Origin of the sequence: Pseudonocardia sp. ICBG1034, from assembly GCF_020131375.1 — a bacterium.
Taxonomy (GTDB): domain Bacteria; phylum Actinomycetota; class Actinomycetes; order Mycobacteriales; family Pseudonocardiaceae; genus Pseudonocardia; species Pseudonocardia alni.
Window position 1 is genome coordinate 1,785,314 of record NZ_JAHLEK010000015.1, and the last position, 17,140, is coordinate 1,802,453.

Sequence of the window (17,140 nt, forward strand, 5' to 3'; positions counted from 1 at the left end):
GGCGAGCGCCCGCCACCAGTGGGCCGGACCAGCCGACCCTCCTCGATCCCTTCGGAGGCCAGCATGACCGCGATCTTCCTGTCCGGCCCGCCTGTCGTGGACCTGGGCGACGACCCCGTCGACCTGGTCGACGTGACCGACCTGGTGTGCCCGGGCTGCGCCGGCCCCGTCGTGGACGCCCCGCCCTCGGACTGGCCCGCCCGCGCCGGCCGCTGCCCGGACTTCTCCCACCTCGACGGGTCGGTGCTGTGCCCGGACTCGTGGGGGCGGGTCCCGGACCCGGTGGAAGCGGCGTCGCTGCGCTACGGCCTCACCGATGCCGGGGCCGTCGCGGCCGTGGACGAGGCGCGCGGGTGGTCAGCGTGAGCGCCCGCCCGTCGCCGGAGTGGACGGTGCCGGAGCGGGTCGTGCGACCCGAGGACCTGGACCCGCGTTTGCTGCGTCCTACCGGGCGGACGGACCGGTTGCAGGTGGTGGTCGAGCACTACGTGCCGGGAGCGGGGCGGTGCCCCGGGTGCGGGTGGCCAGTACTGCGCCGCCTGGAGTGCCCGTCGCGGCAGGTCGCGGTCTGCCTGCTGGACAACCGGCCGCTGCCGGTCCGGCTCGCGCACCTGGCCGACGTCGTGCCCGGCGCCCGCACCGGCCGCGACACCGCCGCGGACCGGGACGAGCAGCGCCGGATCGAGGACGGGCTGCCGGGGCTGTTCGCCGCTCCGGTTCGGGCCCCGGAGCGGGGGCAGCCGTGAGCGAGCAGCAGCAGACGCAGGAGATGGGACGGCCCGGCGACGGGTTCTTGGCGGAAGCACACCGCCGGGCCGCTCTCACCAACCAACAGGAGGTAGGAGAGATGTTCACCGTAGACCCGGGCCCCGTACGGGGCGAGGAGCTGGACTGGCGGGCCCGCGCGGCATGCCGCGACGTCGACCCCGACCTGTTCTTCCCGACCGCCGTCAACGGCGCCACCCTAGCCGCGGAGGAGCGGCGGGCGCTCGCAGTGTGCCGGGTGTGCCCGGTCCTGAACGCCTGCCGGGCGTGGGCCATCGTCGAGCAGCCGCACGGCATCGCCGGTGGGCTGACCGAGGACGAGCGCCGCCGCGCCCGCCAGACGATGCCCCGCCGTACCGGTCGCGCCGAGGCCCCGGCCGTGGTGCCCGGCCCGTCGCTGCGCACCGACCGGGCCCCGGTCATCGCCGCGGGCCACACGGCGCTCACCGCCGGAGCCGACCGCGGAGACATCGCCCGTGTGCTGGGCGTCACCCGCCGGACCGTGGACCGCTGGGCCGCCGCCCTCGCGATCCCTGCTGGGGGTGGTCGGTGATGAGCGAGACGTTCAAGGTCACCGAGTCCGGACAGGCCGCCGGCCGGATCCGAGAGCTGATCCGCCGGATCGCCGTCGAGGTCTTCGGCACGACCGAGACCGAGGTCCCGATCCCCGGATTCACGATCTTCACCGACCGGCGCCTCGACGACCCGCTCGCCGGGATCCGAGCCGCGCTGCTGATGCGCAGCGTCGCCGAAGGACAGCTCTACGACTACGCCCGCACCGCCCGCGCGGCCGGGCGGTCGTGGGACGAGATCGGCGCAGTCCTCAGCCTGCCCACCGGCGGAGTGCCGGTAGGGGAGGCCGCGTTCGACTGGCTCGTATGCGGCCGCGTCCCCGACCCCGAACGCGAGGGGATCCGGTCGTTCCGGACGCCGTCGGCGTTCTGGCGCTGCTCGACCTGCGGCAAGCAGGTCACCGACGACGGCCCGTTCGAGTCCCACCCGACCGACAACGAGACCGGCCACGCCGACACCTGCACCCGCCACCGCGCGGACGTCGCGGCGTGGGCGCAGCGGACGGGATGGACCGACTGATGAGCATCCTGTTCAGCTCCACCAGCCTCGTCCTCGCCGTGTTCGCCGGAGGCGCGCTGCTGGCCTGGTCACGCGGCGCCCGCGGCCTGGCCACCGGGCTCGCCGCGCTCGCCCTGCTCCCCGCCGCGACGATCGTCACCGCCCTCTCGTGGCCCGCCCTCGTCGCCGTGGCCGGGCTGGCCGTGGTGATCGTGTGGCACCGCTGGACCCGCTCCTCCGCGACCGTCTCGCGGTGGGCGTCCCGCTCCCGGCGCAAGGTCGGGGTCGCCTCGTCGTTGGACATCGTCCGGCACGCCGGAACGTTCGCGGTCCGGCGCCGCACCGGCACCGTCCGCCCCTCGCTGGCCGAGCTGCCCCGGTGGCGGCGGGCCCGGCTCGCGACGACCGAGGCCGCGGTCGAGCTGTGCCGCACCGGAGCGCTGCGGGTGTGGGCGCTGGTCGAGGACGTCGTGATCGTCGTTGGCGGCCCCCGCACTGGGAAGACCGGCTGGCTGGCCGGGCGCGTCCTCGACGCCCCCGGCGCCGCGCTGGTGACCTCGACCCGCACGGACCTGCTCGACCTGTGCGCGCCGCTGCGCCGCCAGGCGCGGGGTGAGGTGTTCGTGTTCAACCCGGCCGGCCTCGGCGACCGGACGAGCACGATCACGTTCGACCCGCTGACCGGCTGCACGGATCCGGTGACTGCGACCGAGCGGGCCACCGACATGCTCGCCGCCGTCGCCTCCGGTGGTGGTGGGGATCGGGAGTTCTGGGACGGTCAGGCCCGCCGCGTCCTCGCCGCCCTCCTGCACGCCGCCGCCCTCGGCGACCGGCGGATGGCCGACGTCCTGGGCTGGGTCGCCGACCCCGACGCCGCGGGCCGCGAGGTGCCCGCGTTGCTGCGTCGGTCGGGGGTGACGGCGTTCGAGCAGGACGCGATGCAGTTCATCACCACCAACGAACGCACCCGCTCCTCGATCACCTCATCGGTGATGCCCGCCCTCGGCTGGCTGACCCACCCGGCCGCCGCCGCGGCCGCGGAGCCGGGCGCGGGGTTCGACGTGGCCCGGCTCCTGGACGAGCGGGCGACGGTGTTCCTGCTCGGCGCCGAGGAGGCCCAGACCGCACCGCTGGTGTGCGCGCTGACCGGGCACATCGCCCGCGAGGCCCGACGGCTCGCCGCCGGGCAACCGGCCGGGCGGCTGGACCCGCCGCTCGGGCTGTTCCTGGACGAGGCCGCCCTGATCAGCCCCGTCCCGCTGGAATCCTGGACCGCGGACATGGGCGGTCGTGGTGTAACGATCCTGTGCGCGTTCCAGTCCCGCGCCCAGCTCCTCGCCCGCTGGGGCGAGCACAAGGCCGCGACGATCCTGAACAACACCGCCGCCGTCATGATCTTCGGTGGCACCCGCGACAAGGCCGACCTGGAGTTCTGGTCCACCCTCGCCGGGGAACGCGACGAGCGCGTGTCGACGACCGACGAGCACGGCCGGGTGGCGTCCCGGTCGGTGCGCAAGGTGCCGGTGCTGGCTCCGGCGCAGATCGCGAACCTGCCCGCGGGGCGGGTGGTGGTGATCCGGCGCGGGATTGCCCCGGTGATCGGCCGGGCCCGCATGGCGTGGAAGCGGTCCGACGTCCGTCGTCGGGCGCGGCTGATGCGCCGCGTCGAGGCCGAGTCGCGCCGCCACCGGCGGAACGAGGCGGTCCGGGTGTGGCTCGACGCCCAGCTCGAACGCGCCCTGGTCGTGCTCGCCGCGCGCTGGCCTGCCCGGTTCGGGGAGGCGTTGGAGCGGGTGCGGTCGTCGAACCGGATGTTCGCCGAGCTGCGCGCCATCCGCCACGGCGACAACAACGGCAGTGAGGAGACGGCGTTGGTCGAGCCGATCCCCGGCGAACGGCCGGCCGACGGCCCGACCGGTGACGGGCGGTGGCAGCGATGAACGACCGCTACGAGCTGCTGACCCCGGCCCAGGCCGTCGAGCGCCTCGCGGCCGAGCTGCCCGGCGGGCGGGCTGACGCCGAGCAGGTTGTCGCGTCCTACCTGCGGGACGCGACCGGCGTGCATGGTCGGCCGTCGTCGGGGTGGCGGCTCGATGCGTTCGATCTCGACGACGCCCGCGCCCGGTTCGGATGGGTCGACTTCGCCCACGGCGAGACTGTCGCCGCCGCCCGCGCCCGGGCCGACGCCGCCACGATCGCGGCGACTCGTCAGGCGCGTGGGACGTCGGCGGTCACCGAGCGGGCCCGGCTGGAAGGGCTGCACTCCGACGCGGAGATGTGGGGCTACCGCGCCCACCGGGTCGGCCTCGACGAGCTGACTAACCGGACCGCGTGTGACCCGCAGCCCCGGTTGGTGACCGTCGCCCGGGAGGGGCGGGAGCGGTCGCACCGCGAGGCCACCGCCGCGCACGACGCCCGGGTCCTGGCCGACGAGGCCGCGACCGAGGCGGTGGGAGCCGCGGCCCGCTGTGGACACCCCGCCCGCGAGCACGACCTGCCGGACCACGACCAGCACGAGGAGGACCCGATGACCACCCCGAACGACGACCAGCGCGACCACAGCCCGGACCGGCCGCTCTCGCTTGGCCACGGCGGCCGGCGGGCCCGGTTGTTCAGCGACGACGACCCGGGGATGCGGGCGCTGCGTGAGGAGATGGAGTCCACCGCAGAGCGGGACGCGGTCGAGGATGAGCGCGGTGACCGCGAGCGGGTTATCGACGAGGGGCCCGGGTCGTTCGCGGGCGGTATGTGGCTCACCCCGGACGAGTCGGCGGCTGGCGGAGTCCGTCCGCTGACTGAGGCCGAGGTGCGCCGCTTCTCCGACCTGGTGCGCACCTCCCAGGCCGAGGCGGTCGCCGACCAGATTGACCCCGTCGACAGCGGCTCCCCGGGCTCGGCCACGTCGACCGATGCCGACTCCGACGGGGTGGGGTGGGCTCGGTGACCGCGCCGTCGCACCCGGCTCACCCCGACCCCGCGTCGTCCGACGGTGGGTCGCTGGCCCGGCTCGCTGGGCAGGTCGACACGCTGCGCCGCCAGGTCGCCGAGCTGGAGCCGATCCCGGACCAGGTCGGGGAGCTGGGCCGGCTCGTCGGGCAGCTCTCCGAGGCCCTGGCTGCGGTGACCGCGCGCCGGCGGATCCCGGCGGCGCCGTCGTGGCTGATGGCCCCGGGCGACACCGCGGAGACGCGGCGGCTGCTCGACGAGCTGTGCGCCTGGGCTCAGGCGGTGTTCCTGCGCTACCCCGACGCGGCGAAGGTGCTGCCCGAGTGCTGGCTGTTCCACCCCGACGTTGTCGAGGAGTTGCTCTGGCTGATGCACGCCTGGCTCGCGGCATACCAGGGCCCGGCCGCGTCGGTCGGCGCGGCGGGGGACTGGCACGACCGGCAGCGGCCCGGGGTGGTCAACCGGCTCCGCAAGGAGGCCGGGTCGTGCTCGATCGAGCGCCACCAGACCCGCCCCGGCTGGAGCGCCCCCGCTGGGGCGCCGGTGCCGGTCCCGGGCGTCGACCACGCCGAGCTCATCGCGCGGTGGTGGGCCGGGCAGCGGGACCAGGCCCCGCCCGAGCCCGCCCCGACGGTCGGTGCTGGCCCGATCGGGACGGTCCTGCGATGACCGGCACCGAGTCCCGCGTGGGCCGGTGGGGCCGGGCGTCGGTCTGGCTCCCGGGCCTGGCCGTGGCGATCGGTGCCGCGGTCGCGACCGCGCACGGCCTGTTCGAGGTCGCCGTGGCCGCCCGGGTCCCGGTCGGGGTGGCTTGGATCTACCCGCTGATCACCGACGGCCTGGCGCTGGTCGCCTACACCGCGACGGCCCGGCTGCGGGGTGGTGCGGCTCGCTACGCGTGGTCGGTGGTGATCGTCGCCGCCGGGCTGTCGGGTCTGGCGCAGGCGGTGTTCCTCGCCGGGCCCGCCCCGGCGCCCGGGGCGCCGCCGGTCGAGGCGGACGCGGTGCTGCGGTTCGGCGTCGGGGCGTGGCCCGCGATCGCCGCCGCCGTCGTCGCGCACCTGCTCTACCTCCTCGCCGACACCCACCCCGCCGACGCCCCGGCCGCCGCCGAGGCCAGCCGGGCGCAGCCCGCGCCCGGCGAGGCGTCCGAGCCTCGTGTCCGGGCCACGATCACCGTCCCGCCGTCCGACCGGACACCCGTGGAACACCCGGACACCGCGGGACGCGGGGCAGGTGTCCCGCCCGCGCTGGACGGGCCGGTGATCCCGGACCCGCCGCGGCCGGTGTCCCACCCGGCCCCGCGCCCCGCCGTGCGGCCGAACCGGCCTGCGCGGTCGGCGGCCGGTGGGACGGGCCGGACGGGTGCGGGCGCGCAGGAGCGCGCCCGCACCACCGCACTTACCCACCGCGAGCACCACGGCGCCCTCCCCACCGTCCGCGAGTTGGAGGAGCTGGCCGAAGTCGGCCGGGGCACCGCCGCCCGAGCCCTCCAGCAGCTCCGCGACACCCCGCAGCAGACCCCGAGCGCCCTGCACCTCGTCCCCGACGAGCCCCAGAACAGGACCCACCAGTGAGCACCACCAGCCAGAACACCACCGCGACCGAGCACGACATCAGAACCGAGAGCGACTACCCCGAACAGAGCAACAAGAGCCCAAGATCAAAGCCATCACACCCTTGCATCACGATCCGCGGGGCCGGGCCGGCCTCCGGCCTCCCGGCAACCCCCACCCCCGCCGCGCAGCCCCGCGCGGCCCGCGCCGTGGCCGTCGCGAGGTGGTCGCGGTGCTGAGGATCGTCAACGGCTACAGCCCGGAGTACCTGTTGAAGGAGGTCGCCACCGGGCGGGAGAACTACTACACCGGCGCCGTCGCCGAGGGCGAGCCGCCGGGCCGCTGGTGGGGCGCCGGGGCGGAGAAGCTGGGCCTGCACGGCCTGGTCGAGGCCCAGGACATGCGCGCGGTCTACGAGCGGTTCCTCGACCCCCGGGACGCCGCGTTCGGTGACCCGTCCCGGTGGGACACCGGTGGAACGCTGGGACACACCGGACGCAAGTACCAGTCCGAGGACCAGATCTACGCCGCCGCGCTGGAACACGAGCCGGACGCCTCACCGGAACGCCGCGCCCAGCTCCGGACAGAGGCCGGACAGAAGGCCCGGCATAACGTCGCGTTCTACGACGCCACGTTCTCCGTCCAGAAGTCGGTCACGCTGCTGCACACCGCGTTCGAGGCCCGCGAAGTCGCCGCCCGCCAGGCCGGGGACAAGGACACCGCGGCGGCGTGGGGCGAGTTCCGCAAGGCCGTCGAGGACGCGATCTGGGCCGGGAACAACGCTGCCCTGGAGTTGCTGCAGGACAAGGCCGGGTACACCCGGGTCGGGCACCACGGCGGCGCCGCCGGCCGCTACGCCGACGCCCACGCGTTCACCGTGGCGTCGTTCTTCCAGCACGACTCCCGCGACCGGGACCCGCAGCTGCACATCCACAACACAATCCTCAACCGCGTCGAGGGCCCCGACGGGATCTGGCGCACCGTCGACGGCCGGAGCCTGCACCGCTGGCGCCCGGCCGCCGCGGCGGTGGCCGAGCGCACGACCGAGGAGCGGATCACGGCGTCGCTCGGGCTGATGATGGCGACCCGCCCGGACGGCAAGGCCCGCGAGGTCGTCGGCGTCTCCGAGCAGGCGATGAGCCTGATCTCGACGCGACGGCACAAGGTGACCGCGAAGACCGCCGAGCTGGTCGAGGCGTTCGAGGCCCGCTACGGGCACGCGCCGAACGGCTACCAGCTCGAACGCCTCGCCCAGCAGGCCACCCTCGCCACCCGGGCCCGCAAGTCCCACCACGGCGAGACCCGCGGCGATCTGCTGGACCGGGTCACCGCCCGGATGGACGCCGAGATCGCCGGTGGCCTGGCCGGGATCGCCGACACGGCCCTGGCCGCCCGCCCAGGCGAGGTCGCGCCGATGCAGTGGTCCCCGGCCGAGGTCGTCTCCGTCGCGCTCGCCGAGGTCCAGAACTCCCGGACTGTGTGGACCCGCCCAGACCTCATCCGCGCGCTGAACAGCGCGCTGCCAGACCATCTCGGGATCAGCGACGGCGGCCAGATCGCGAAGCTGCTCGACATCCTCGCCGACGAGGCGATGACCGCCGACCTGGCCACCGTGCAGACCAAACGTCCCGCGGCCGACGTCCTGCCCGATGAATACAAGCTCGCCAACGGCGACTCCGCGTTCGAAGCTCCCGGCGCCACTCTCTACGCGACGGCCGGGCACGTGCACACCGAGCGGATCCTCGCCGGTGCCGCCGGGCGTCACGACGGCGAGCGCCTGCCCGACGCGGTGATCGACCGGTTCCTGATTGGGCTGGGCGCCGAGGGCACCCGGCTTGGGGCCGCGCAGGAGGCCGCCGTCCGCGGCGTTCTCGGTTCCGGGGCGCGAGTCGAGACCCTCGTTGGCCCGCCCGGTACGGGGAAGTCGTTCACCGTCGGGATGATGGCCCGCGCCTGGACCGACCCCGACCCGACCGGCGGTCCGCCGCGGCGGGTGTTCGGGCTCGCGACCGCGCAGGCCGCGACGTCGGTGCTGTCCGAGCAGGGCCTGACCGCGCGCAACATCGCCGCGTGGCTCGCCACTCAGGACCGGCTCACCGCCGGCCGCCCGCGCGACGACACGGATCTGGGGTTCCGGCTGCACGCCGGGGACATCGTGGTGGTGGACGAGTCGGCGATGACCGACACCCCCGCCCTGGCCGCCATCCATCAGCATGTGGAGGCGGCGGGGGCGAAGCTGCTGCTGGTCGGTGACCCGCGCCAGCTCGCCGCGATCGGCGCGGGCGGCGGGATGGATCTGATCTCGCGGGCGGGCGGGGCGCGCTACGAGCTCAACGAGGCCCGCCGCTTCACCCACGCCTGGGAGCGGGAGGCGTCGCTGCGGCTGCGTGAGGGCGACACGACCGTGCTCGACGAGTACCACCGCCGGGGGCGTCTAATCGACTGCGGTCCGCGGGAGGCGGCGGAGGCGTCGGCGGCGCGGGCGTGGCTGGCCGACACCCTGGCCGGGAAGGCGTCGCTGCTGCTGGTCGACACCAACGACCAGGCCGACCGCCTGTCCTCCGAGCTGCGCGCACAGCTGGTCGACCTCGGCCTGGTCGCCGAGCACGGGGTGCGGCTGGGCCGCACCGGCTCCTACGCCGGGGTCGGTGACGTCGTCGAGGCCCGCGCGATCGGGCACGACCTCGCGGGGTACGAGGGCAACACCCGGGCCCCGCACACCCGCGAACGCTTCCGTGTCCTCGGGGTCCGCGACGACGGTGGCCTGGACGTGACCACCGACCTGACCCGCGACGGCGACGGCGCGGGGGAGCGGATGGTGCTGTCGGCGCGGTTCGTCGCCGACGACCTGGCCCTGGGCTACGCCGGTACCCGGTACTGCGGCCAGGGCGCCACCGTGGCGACGAGCCACTCGGTGATCACCGATCGCACCGACCACGCCGCCGCGCTGGTCGGCCTGACTCGCGGCCAGGACGCCAACACCGCCTATGTCTCGACCGTGACCGAGCTGCCCGATGCCGCGGACGGCGGCGACCGTCACCAGCTGCACCGGTCCCCGAAGGCCGTCCTGGCGACGGCGCTGGAGTTGGCCGAGCCGGACCGGTCCGCGCTCGCGGTCGCTGAGGAGTCCGCGGACTGGGCCGGGTCGGTGGCGACGGCGGCGGAGTTGTTCGCTGACGCCGCGCATCAGGCGTCGGTCCGCCGCACCAGCGCGTGGCTGGATCGGCTCACCGACACCGGTGTTCTGACCGTCGAGCAGCGGGACCAGCTCGCGGCCGAGGACGCCTCGACCTCGCTGACCCGCCCGCTGCGCCGCGCCGAGGTTTCCGGCGCCGACCCTTACGCCGTCCTGCGCGACACGGTCGCCGGTCAGCCGCTGTCCGGGGCACGGAACCTAACTAACGTCATCCACGCCCGGATGCGGGACCGGCAGCGGTTCGAACCGCAGGTCGGCTCGTGGGCCGACCGGGTCCCGCAGCTCGACGACCGGCAGATGTCCCGCTACCTCGATCGGCTCGCCGAGCACCTGGACCAGCGCACCGCCGACCTCGGCGCCGAGGCCGCCGCCGAGCCGCCGCGCTGGGCCGTCGACCTCCTCGGCGAAGTCCCCAACCGAGACGCCGCCGAGGCCCGCGCCGGCTGGGAGCGCAGGGCCGGTGCCGTCGCCGCCTGCCGCGCGCTGACCGGCCGCGAGGACACCGACGACGCCGAGTGCGGCCCCGCCGAGGCGCTCGACGTCCTCGGGGCCGCACCGAAGCCGGGGATGGTGGAGCACCACGCGGCCTACTGCGCCGGGTGGGAGGCGCTGGGCCGGCCCCGCGCGGACCGGGAGGAGTTTGAGCTGTCCGACGGCGCGCTGCGGATGCGAGTGCGCGCCTACGAGCGTCAGCAGGCGTGGGCGCCCCGCTACGTCGCCAACGAGCTTGCCGGGACCCGCCAGGCCGCCGAGCACCACCGCGGCGCCGCGACCCTGCACCGCGCCGAGGCCGACGCCGCCACGGACCCGGCCCGCGCCGCCGAGCTGCACCAAGCCGCCGACGGCGCCGCCGCCCTGGCCGCCGAGCTGGACCGGCGCACCGGCGAGCTGGAAGAAGTCGAAGCCGCCCGTGGCCGCTGGCTCCTGCGGACCGCCGTCGACCGGGACAAGCACGACCGCGCGGTGATCGCGCTCGCGCACCGCAACAGCGACCGCGACGCCCCCGACGAACGGGTCACCGCCGACGAATGGCTCACCGCCCACGACGAGGCCATGCGCGCCGAGGACGAGCACCGCCCGATCACCGAGCACGACCTCGACGACACCACCGCCGACGAGCCCCAGGCCGTCGACGACGGCCCGGTCCTGGAGACCGCGGTCCCCGACCTGCGCGAGACCGCCGCGACCGAGCCGCGGGAGCGGCACGAGGACGACGTTCGGGTGCCGACCACCGCCGAGTCCGAGGACGCGGTCACCCGCGCCCGCCGGGCGCTGGACGAGATCCAGGCACAGGAGGTCTACGAGGCCGGCCTCGACACTGCGGAGGCCCGCGACGTCGACCACCACCGCGAGGACCCGTACGCCGACGAGGTCGGCGACGGCGAGAACGACTACGCCGACCGCTGGGGCTGACCCGGATCGGTCACGATCGCCTCGACGACGGCCCGCCACAGCGGCCACCGCTGCGGCGGCTCGTCGTCGGGGCGCACCGGCCACGCCATGTGATAGCCGTCGTCCTCCATATCGAGGTACGCCTCGGCGATCTCCATCGCCGACCACGCCCGCGGGGACCGCCACAGCTCCAACGCCGCGGCCACCGGCGCCGGCAACCGGCCGCCCGGGATCCGCTGCACCGGACCCCACGACGCCTCCACGACCGGACAGCCGTCCGCGCGGGTCCCGGTCTGCACCAGCTCGGCCGGGTTCCAGCGCACGACGTGCTCACCGACCCGCGGCACGTCGACCAGGACGAGCCCCGTCGGTAGTAGCTCGCCGGGGCGCTGCAACGCGATCTGTAGGTCCGCCTGCTCCCAGGCCAGCACCAGCCGCGAGGCGTTCACGAACGACGCGACGAGGCCGAGGGTCTCGACGGCCGTGTGCGCGTCGTCGCCCGGGTAGAACGGCCGCGCGCGGACGTAGCCCGCGTACGACTGACGACCCAGGTCGCTGCAGAACATATGCATGGTCGGGGGCGGGACGAACCCGCCCTCGGCCAGCATCGCATCGGTCGTCGCGACGGCGATGCTCTCCAGCTCGTCCACCAGCTGCTGCTCAGTTAGCCCCATGTCAGCAGAGTGTGAGGTCGAGCCCTGACAGTTTTGGCCCTCGGCTGGCACAGCAGCAGTGTGACGGACCTCGGGAGGAGGGAAATTACCCCTTGCTGCGCGGTTGTCGCATCCTCAACGGGCCGCGAACCGTGCGGCCACGAGAACCGGTTCGACCGTCTCTTGCAGATATGGGTGATCAAGTCCGCCCCAGCGATGCTTTCCCCATGCGCTCGGGTGGGTGAACCGGGCGAGCAGCGTTGAGACACCCCGCACGACAACGCGTGAAAGATGATCCCCGGCGTCTTCGCGGTCATCCACTATCGGCCAGATTGCTTTACCAACCTGCCCCTGGGCGATGACTAGTGTCGGTTCAAGGATCTCGATGGTTGCCGCCAAATGTCGCAGGCAGCGTTTGGTCATCAGATCTGTACCGTGCGACTTGCGTCCGGCGGAGTAGGCCGAGCAAAGTCGCAAATTTGTGGTGGCGCAGGTGTCGAAAACGTGGACTGGTCCGTCCAGGTCGAGTATCTCGCCCGCTCGGTCTCCGCCGACGGGGCGACCGAGGGTGAGGCGTAGAGCATTCGTGACGCCTTGCATATGCGGATTCCGTTGAGTCATAGATCTCGCAGCAGATTTCATGATCTGCTGGCGTCGCTGAGTGATGGAGACGTACTCGTCGCCCTCTCCCATTTCCATTCCGATGACTAGAGTACGGATCGGAACGTCGTCTTCGAAAAGATCGAAGTGTTGGCCGACGTGAGGGAGCTGAGCTTGGGCGTAGGAAACGCCTGGCCGCTTCGTTCCGCGATTAGTAGACAGTGCTGAGCGCTTACATTCGCTCGCGTTGCCGCAGATCATCTCGCCATCGGCGAGCACCTTGCGAGAAAAGTAGTCGTTCAGTCTAGAGATGCGTGCGGAGGTGGTCGATGGCTCACTGCGGAATGACACGACTGCGCTCCCTCTGACTCAGTAGGCCACGCCTCGGACGGTGAAGAGGGTTTCGAACAGCTCCTTATTGGTAGCGCCAGCCACCTGCTCGGTGATGCCGGGGGCGGTGAGGTCGAGGGCGCGCAGGTTGCCGGTCGAGTCGCGGATGACGGCGAGGACCCGGCGGACGTGGTCCGAGTGGTCGGTCGCGTACCTGGACAGCGCGGCCCACTTGGGCGCGGTGTCGGCGAGGTCGTGCCGGTGGGGGTCGACGATGTCGAGGACCAGGTCGTCGCCGTCTCGGTGAAAGAACAGGAAGTCGGGATGCATGAGCTGGGTCTTGTCCCCGAACTCGTAGGGGACGGCCAGGGCGTGGCGGCCGGAGGAGGGGTTGCGGTACCAACCGGCGAGGGTGTCGGAGTCCAGCTCCCGGGCAAGGACCTCGGCCTCCCAGGTGGACCGTGTGGTGTCCACGGGGAAGCGGCCGGCGTTCTTGTGCCGCTCCGGGATCACGTACATGTGGTGGTCGTAGGTCGGGATCTTATCGGTGCCATCGCGGCCGGCCGCCTCGGTGGCGGCGGGGTAAGTCTCGCGGGCTTCGACGGTGGTGGGCTGCATGGCAGCGCCGTCGAGGTGCCACAGCGGCTCGATGAGATCCCGTGTTGAGCGAGGCAGGCGGGCGACGGCGGAGGAATGAGCGTTGCGCCAGGTCTTGATCAGCTCAGCGGCCTGGGTCTCGATGACCTCGGCGAACCCGAGGTCGGCGAGTGCGGCGACGCGGGCGCCGGCGTCGACCTCGTCCATGCCGTGGTCGCACAGCTCGTTGTAGTACCAGGCGGCGGAGCCGTCGGGCAGGAGTCGCATGGCGCGCGTGTAGTAGCCGTCGAGGTCGCGTTCAGCCGTGGCGGCGTCGACCACGGTGGCGGCGCTGGCGGTGATGTCGGCGTCGAGGCCGACGACGACGGTCCCGACGGACAGGGTCATGAGGTCCTCGACCTTGGCGTCGACCTCGTCCTCGCGGGCCGCGTCGGCGGCCCGGACCTGGTTCACGATCCACGCGCGGGCCTTGCCCGATGCACCGTTAACCAGACCGTGCTCGTTGAGCGCAGCCGCGAGGCGCATCAACTGCGCGGTCCGGTTCGGGAAGCTTGCCCGGGGGCGGGTGTAGGAGGGCAAGGTGTCGAGCAGGGTGAACAGCTCCGCGGGGACATCGGAGGAGCGCTCGCAGAGCACGGGCGCGATGAGGACCTCGGTCTCGACGGTCTCGTCTTCGGTCAGCGCGGTGACGACGTTGACAACGTGCTGGGTGTTGAACTGCGGCAGGTAGGCGACGACCTCGTTGAGCCGGTCGTCGCCGCTGTCCACACGGCGGGCGAGCGGGGTACGGACGAGACGCCCGATGAGCTGGGCGATCTCGGTGTAGGACTCCTTGCCCTGGAAGGAGACCAGCACCTCGGCGCGCGGGCAGTCCCAGCCGGTGGTCAGGGCCGACTTGAACAGCACCACCCGAGCCCGGTCGTCGCCGGAGATCGCCTCCGGCGGCAGGTAGCGGACGGTCCGGTCCCCGACGTGCAGCGGGCCGTGGGGGTCGCCGAAAGCGTGCGCGACGGCCATGTCGGAGAGTTCGGGCCAGGCGGACTCGATGGTCGTGAGGATCTCGGCGAGCCGGGCCTGGGTGACGGCGGGCTCGACCTGGACCACGAGCAGCGGCTCGACGAGCCGGTCCCCGGTGGCCTCGTGATGGGCGCGCCAGGCCGCGCCGGCGGCCTTCAGGTCGGCGACGGCCAGGGCGAGCATGGTGTTGTCCGCCTGCTGGACCTCATCGATGGTGCGCAGCAGGATGCGGTCCTTGAGCAGCCCGGAGCGGCGTACGTCCCCGGCGGGGACGTCGACGCGGCGCATGACTCGCTCGGCGGAGGTCATGGCGGCGTTGAAGCGTTCCGGGGTCGCGGAGATGCCGAGAACGATCGGGGCGGCGACTTGGTGGGTGCCGACGTTGGTGGTGCCGCCGTCGACGATGGTGCGGGCGATGGTGCGGCGTTCCTTGTCGCTGGCACCGGCGCCGCGGTGGGCCTCGTCCCAGACGACGAGGAAGTCGACGCCGCGGTCGCGGGCAGTGTTGGAGATCATCTCCCAGGCACCGAAGGTGCGGCGGTCCGAGCGGGTGCCGTCCGGGCGCACGGCGTGCAGGGTGGAGTTCTTCTGCAGCGCCTGGATGTGGACGAAGTACAGGTAGCCTGGTTCCAGGGTGCGCTCGTCGGTGTCGGCGAGGAACCGGATGCGGTTCGCGTCCAGCCTGCCGCCGGACGCCTGGAGGATCTTCCCGATGGTCTGGGCGTTGAGGGAGCGGTCGTCGGTCAGCCAAAGCACCGTGAGGTTCGGCTGTGCCTCCCAGCGCTCGGTACCCAGGTAGAGGGCTTCGAGGACGCCGGTGGCTATGACGGTCTTCCCCGCGCCGGTGGGGGCGGTGAGGGCGACCGCGGTGTGCTCCTGGTCCAGCTCGTAGTCGCGGCGGGCCTTCGCGAGGTTGAGGAGAACCTGGTCGACGGCCTTGCGCTGGTAGTCCTCCAGCGTGAACTTCACCGGGTGCTCCTCTCGACGTTGATCGTGTAGTTGGCGAGGTAGTCCTGGTAGAGCTGCACGGTCTCGACGCCGACGGGCAGCCGCTCCACCGCATGCTGGTACTCGGTGGGGGAGTCGGTCACAATGAAGACCACCGTGGGTGCCTGGTCCTGAGCTGCCGCGGACGCGACCGCATCGGCGAAGGGCGCGAGCGCGTCGATCGTGGTCAGCACGCCGTAGAAGGGTGTCAGCGCCCAACCCGATTCGGGTTCGTCGGCGATCCGCTCGCCCCGGGCTCCAGCCTCGATCCACATCAGGGGGGCAATGGTAGAGAACTCGCGGCCCCGGCGAACTGCCCCGGGGTCGAGATATGTGAGGTGAAAGAACTCTGCGTTTGCCGCGATGCCTTGGCTGTAGACCGACCCGTCAGGACGTACACCCGAAACGACCGTCGTGAGTCTTGGTTGGCAGACGTGCTCAAATACTCCCATCTGTTCCCATTCAGGGTCGCCTGGGTGAAATCCGGATTTCCGGAGTATCTTCGCTTGCTTGGCGCCGACTTCATTATTGGTGACGAGAATGCTCTGACGGGAGCCTCCGTCAGCTTCATTGAGTCGAAGAACGGCTTCAGTTGTCGTGCCAGAGCCGCCGAAGAAATCCAGAACCGTTGCGTCGCTCGGTGCAACCATGGATATCCAGCGCATTAGAACTTCATGGTCTTTAGGAAACGGAAAACGCTTATCGCCTAGAATCTTCACGAGATGGCGGGATCCCATGAATCGCTCTCTAGTGAACGTTGGTCGAGGAGTGGCTTCTGTTCGTTCGTCGAGGAATGCGATCCCCTGTGGTGTCACGTCATCTGATGCGGGAAAATAGATGCGGCCGTCCTCGATGGCCTTCGCCATGGCCTCTCGGCTGAGTGCCCACCCGGCAGCTGGTCGCCGAACGGGCCGCCCTGTCACAGGGTGCATCAAGTCGTACTGGAGATTGGGTCGAGGGTTTGGGCTGCTGAGGTCGCCATTTAGTCGAGCGGCCCGTCCGGGAGCGAGGACAGTGTTGAAGAGTGGAAGCACGCCCTCTAGAGAACTTTTATGTGCGCGCAGCCACTTGCGATGGATTACAGTGGCCGCGGTGGCATCTCCGTCGGCCTCGCGAAAGGCGCGCTTGGCGGACTCAATGACCTCGTTTGCCCCGGCCTTTGGTTCCTTCCATCGGGGACCCTCACGTAGGACGTCGATGTCCCGTGCGTAGGCAAGCATGTAGTCTACTCCGCCGCCACTGAAGCGAGCGTCGTTCTTCATTCCGCCTTGCCACGTAATGTTTGCAATGAAGTTGCGATCACCGAAGACCTGGTCGAGCAACATTCGCAGTCTGTGATGCTCCTCGTCGCCAATCGCTGCGATGATAACTCCGCTCGGCTTGAGCAGGTCTCTTGCGATAAGAAGTCGTCTTTCGAGAAAAGATAGCCACTTAGATGACTTTGCATGGTCGTTCTGGTCGACATGGCGATCGTTATAGATCCAACCGTCGTTTCCGGTGTTGTAGGGCGGGTCGATGTAGATCAGATCGACCTTGCCTCGCCGGGTGGCGCGCAGCGCCTGCAGCACGTGGAAGTTCTCGCCGTTGATCACGATGTGCCACGGCGCGTCGGCGGGGCCCCGCTCGATCCGCTCGACCGAGCGCAGGCCCGGGTAGACAGGCTCGCCGAACTCACGGAGGACAACGAGCCTGTCTGTCGGTACCTGCCCGCCGTCGCCGTCCAGCACCGCCACAGAGCGGGTCGAGTCCGTGAAGCGGAGCACGCGCCAGCTGCCGCTCGTCGACTCGTCCCGCAGCGTCACTGTGACGCCCTTGCGGACAGGATGGTCCGGAAGGCGGACTGCCTCGGGCAGGTGTCGGTCGAAGACCATGCCGAAGCGGCGCGAGCCGCGCAGTAGATCCACCTCGCGGGCGATCCGAGCCCGGAGGGCCTCGTCCTGGATCTGGCCGATGGCCTGGTCAAGGATGCTGCCTTCGTCGCCCACGTCGCTCCCGATGGTCAGGTGTCCGCTCCGGACATCCTGTCGCAC

13 protein-coding genes are annotated in these 17,140 nt (G+C 72.0%); 9 read left to right on the top strand and 4 right to left on the bottom strand.

Annotated features, from left to right (window positions below):
• Positions 1-63 precede the first annotated feature (63 nt).
• The 9 genes from KPF22_RS09925 to mobF all read left to right on the top strand — a co-directional run bounded on the left by KPF22_RS09925 (position 64) and on the right by mobF (position 10,947).
• The gene (locus tag KPF22_RS09925) at positions 64-366 is read left to right on the top strand and encodes a DUF2066 domain-containing protein (protein WP_224401821.1); all 303 of its coding nucleotides are present in this window, start codon (positions 64-66) and stop codon (positions 364-366) included.
• Positions 363-746: a hypothetical protein gene (locus KPF22_RS09930; protein WP_224401822.1), complete on the top strand. Its 384-nt coding sequence runs from the start codon at positions 363-365 to the stop codon at positions 744-746. Before KPF22_RS09925 ends, KPF22_RS09930 begins: the two co-directional genes overlap by 4 nt.
• On the top strand, positions 743-1,318 hold the full coding sequence (locus KPF22_RS33590; protein WP_374107469.1) for a WhiB family transcriptional regulator: 576 nt from the start codon (positions 743-745) through the stop codon (positions 1,316-1,318). The genes KPF22_RS09930 and KPF22_RS33590 overlap by 4 nt, the downstream gene beginning before the upstream one ends.
• Positions 1,318-1,857 carry a hypothetical protein gene (locus tag KPF22_RS09940; RefSeq protein ID WP_224401823.1) on the top strand — a complete coding sequence of 180 codons (540 nt, stop codon included), beginning with the start codon at positions 1,318-1,320 and terminating at the stop codon, positions 1,855-1,857. The genes KPF22_RS33590 and KPF22_RS09940 overlap by 1 nt, the downstream gene beginning before the upstream one ends.
• Positions 1,857-3,776, top strand: coding sequence for a type IV secretory system conjugative DNA transfer family protein (locus tag KPF22_RS09945; protein ID WP_224401824.1), 1,920 nt, complete (start codon positions 1,857-1,859; stop codon positions 3,774-3,776). Before KPF22_RS09940 ends, KPF22_RS09945 begins: the two co-directional genes overlap by 1 nt.
• A complete protein-coding gene (locus KPF22_RS09950) occupies positions 3,773-4,780 on the top strand; it encodes a hypothetical protein (RefSeq protein WP_224401825.1) in 1,008 nt (335 codons plus the stop codon). The genes KPF22_RS09945 and KPF22_RS09950 overlap by 4 nt, the downstream gene beginning before the upstream one ends.
• Entirely contained in the window at positions 4,777-5,451 is a 675-nt protein-coding gene (locus KPF22_RS09955; RefSeq protein ID WP_224401826.1) for a hypothetical protein, read from the top strand. The genes KPF22_RS09950 and KPF22_RS09955 overlap by 4 nt, the downstream gene beginning before the upstream one ends.
• Positions 5,448-6,359 carry a hypothetical protein gene (locus KPF22_RS09960; RefSeq protein ID WP_224401827.1) on the top strand — a complete coding sequence of 304 codons (912 nt, stop codon included), beginning with the start codon at positions 5,448-5,450 and terminating at the stop codon, positions 6,357-6,359. The genes KPF22_RS09955 and KPF22_RS09960 overlap by 4 nt, the downstream gene beginning before the upstream one ends.
• A gap of 211 nt (positions 6,360-6,570) precedes the next feature.
• On the top strand, positions 6,571-10,947 hold the full coding sequence (gene mobF, locus KPF22_RS09965; RefSeq protein ID WP_224401828.1) for a MobF family relaxase: 4,377 nt from the start codon (positions 6,571-6,573) through the stop codon (positions 10,945-10,947).
• On the opposite strand, the gene KPF22_RS09970 is transcribed toward mobF, so the two are convergent.
• The 4 genes from KPF22_RS09970 to KPF22_RS09985 form a co-directional block, all read right to left on the bottom strand.
• Entirely contained in the window at positions 10,926-11,600 is a 675-nt protein-coding gene (locus KPF22_RS09970; RefSeq protein ID WP_224401829.1) for a hypothetical protein, read from the bottom strand. The genes mobF and KPF22_RS09970 overlap by 22 nt on opposite strands.
• A gap of 114 nt (positions 11,601-11,714) precedes the next feature.
• Positions 11,715-12,530 (bottom strand): hypothetical protein, encoded by an 816-nt coding sequence (locus KPF22_RS09975; RefSeq protein WP_224401830.1) that lies wholly within the window; start codon positions 12,528-12,530, stop codon positions 11,715-11,717.
• 18 nt (positions 12,531-12,548) lie between these two features.
• Positions 12,549-15,092 carry a DEAD/DEAH box helicase gene (locus KPF22_RS09980; protein WP_224401831.1) on the bottom strand — a complete coding sequence of 848 codons (2,544 nt, stop codon included), beginning with the start codon at positions 15,090-15,092 and terminating at the stop codon, positions 12,549-12,551.
• Positions 15,089-17,095: a site-specific DNA-methyltransferase gene (locus tag KPF22_RS09985; protein WP_224401832.1), complete on the bottom strand. Its 2,007-nt coding sequence runs from the start codon at positions 17,093-17,095 to the stop codon at positions 15,089-15,091. The genes KPF22_RS09980 and KPF22_RS09985 overlap by 4 nt, the downstream gene beginning before the upstream one ends.
• Positions 17,096-17,140 lie beyond the last annotated feature (45 nt).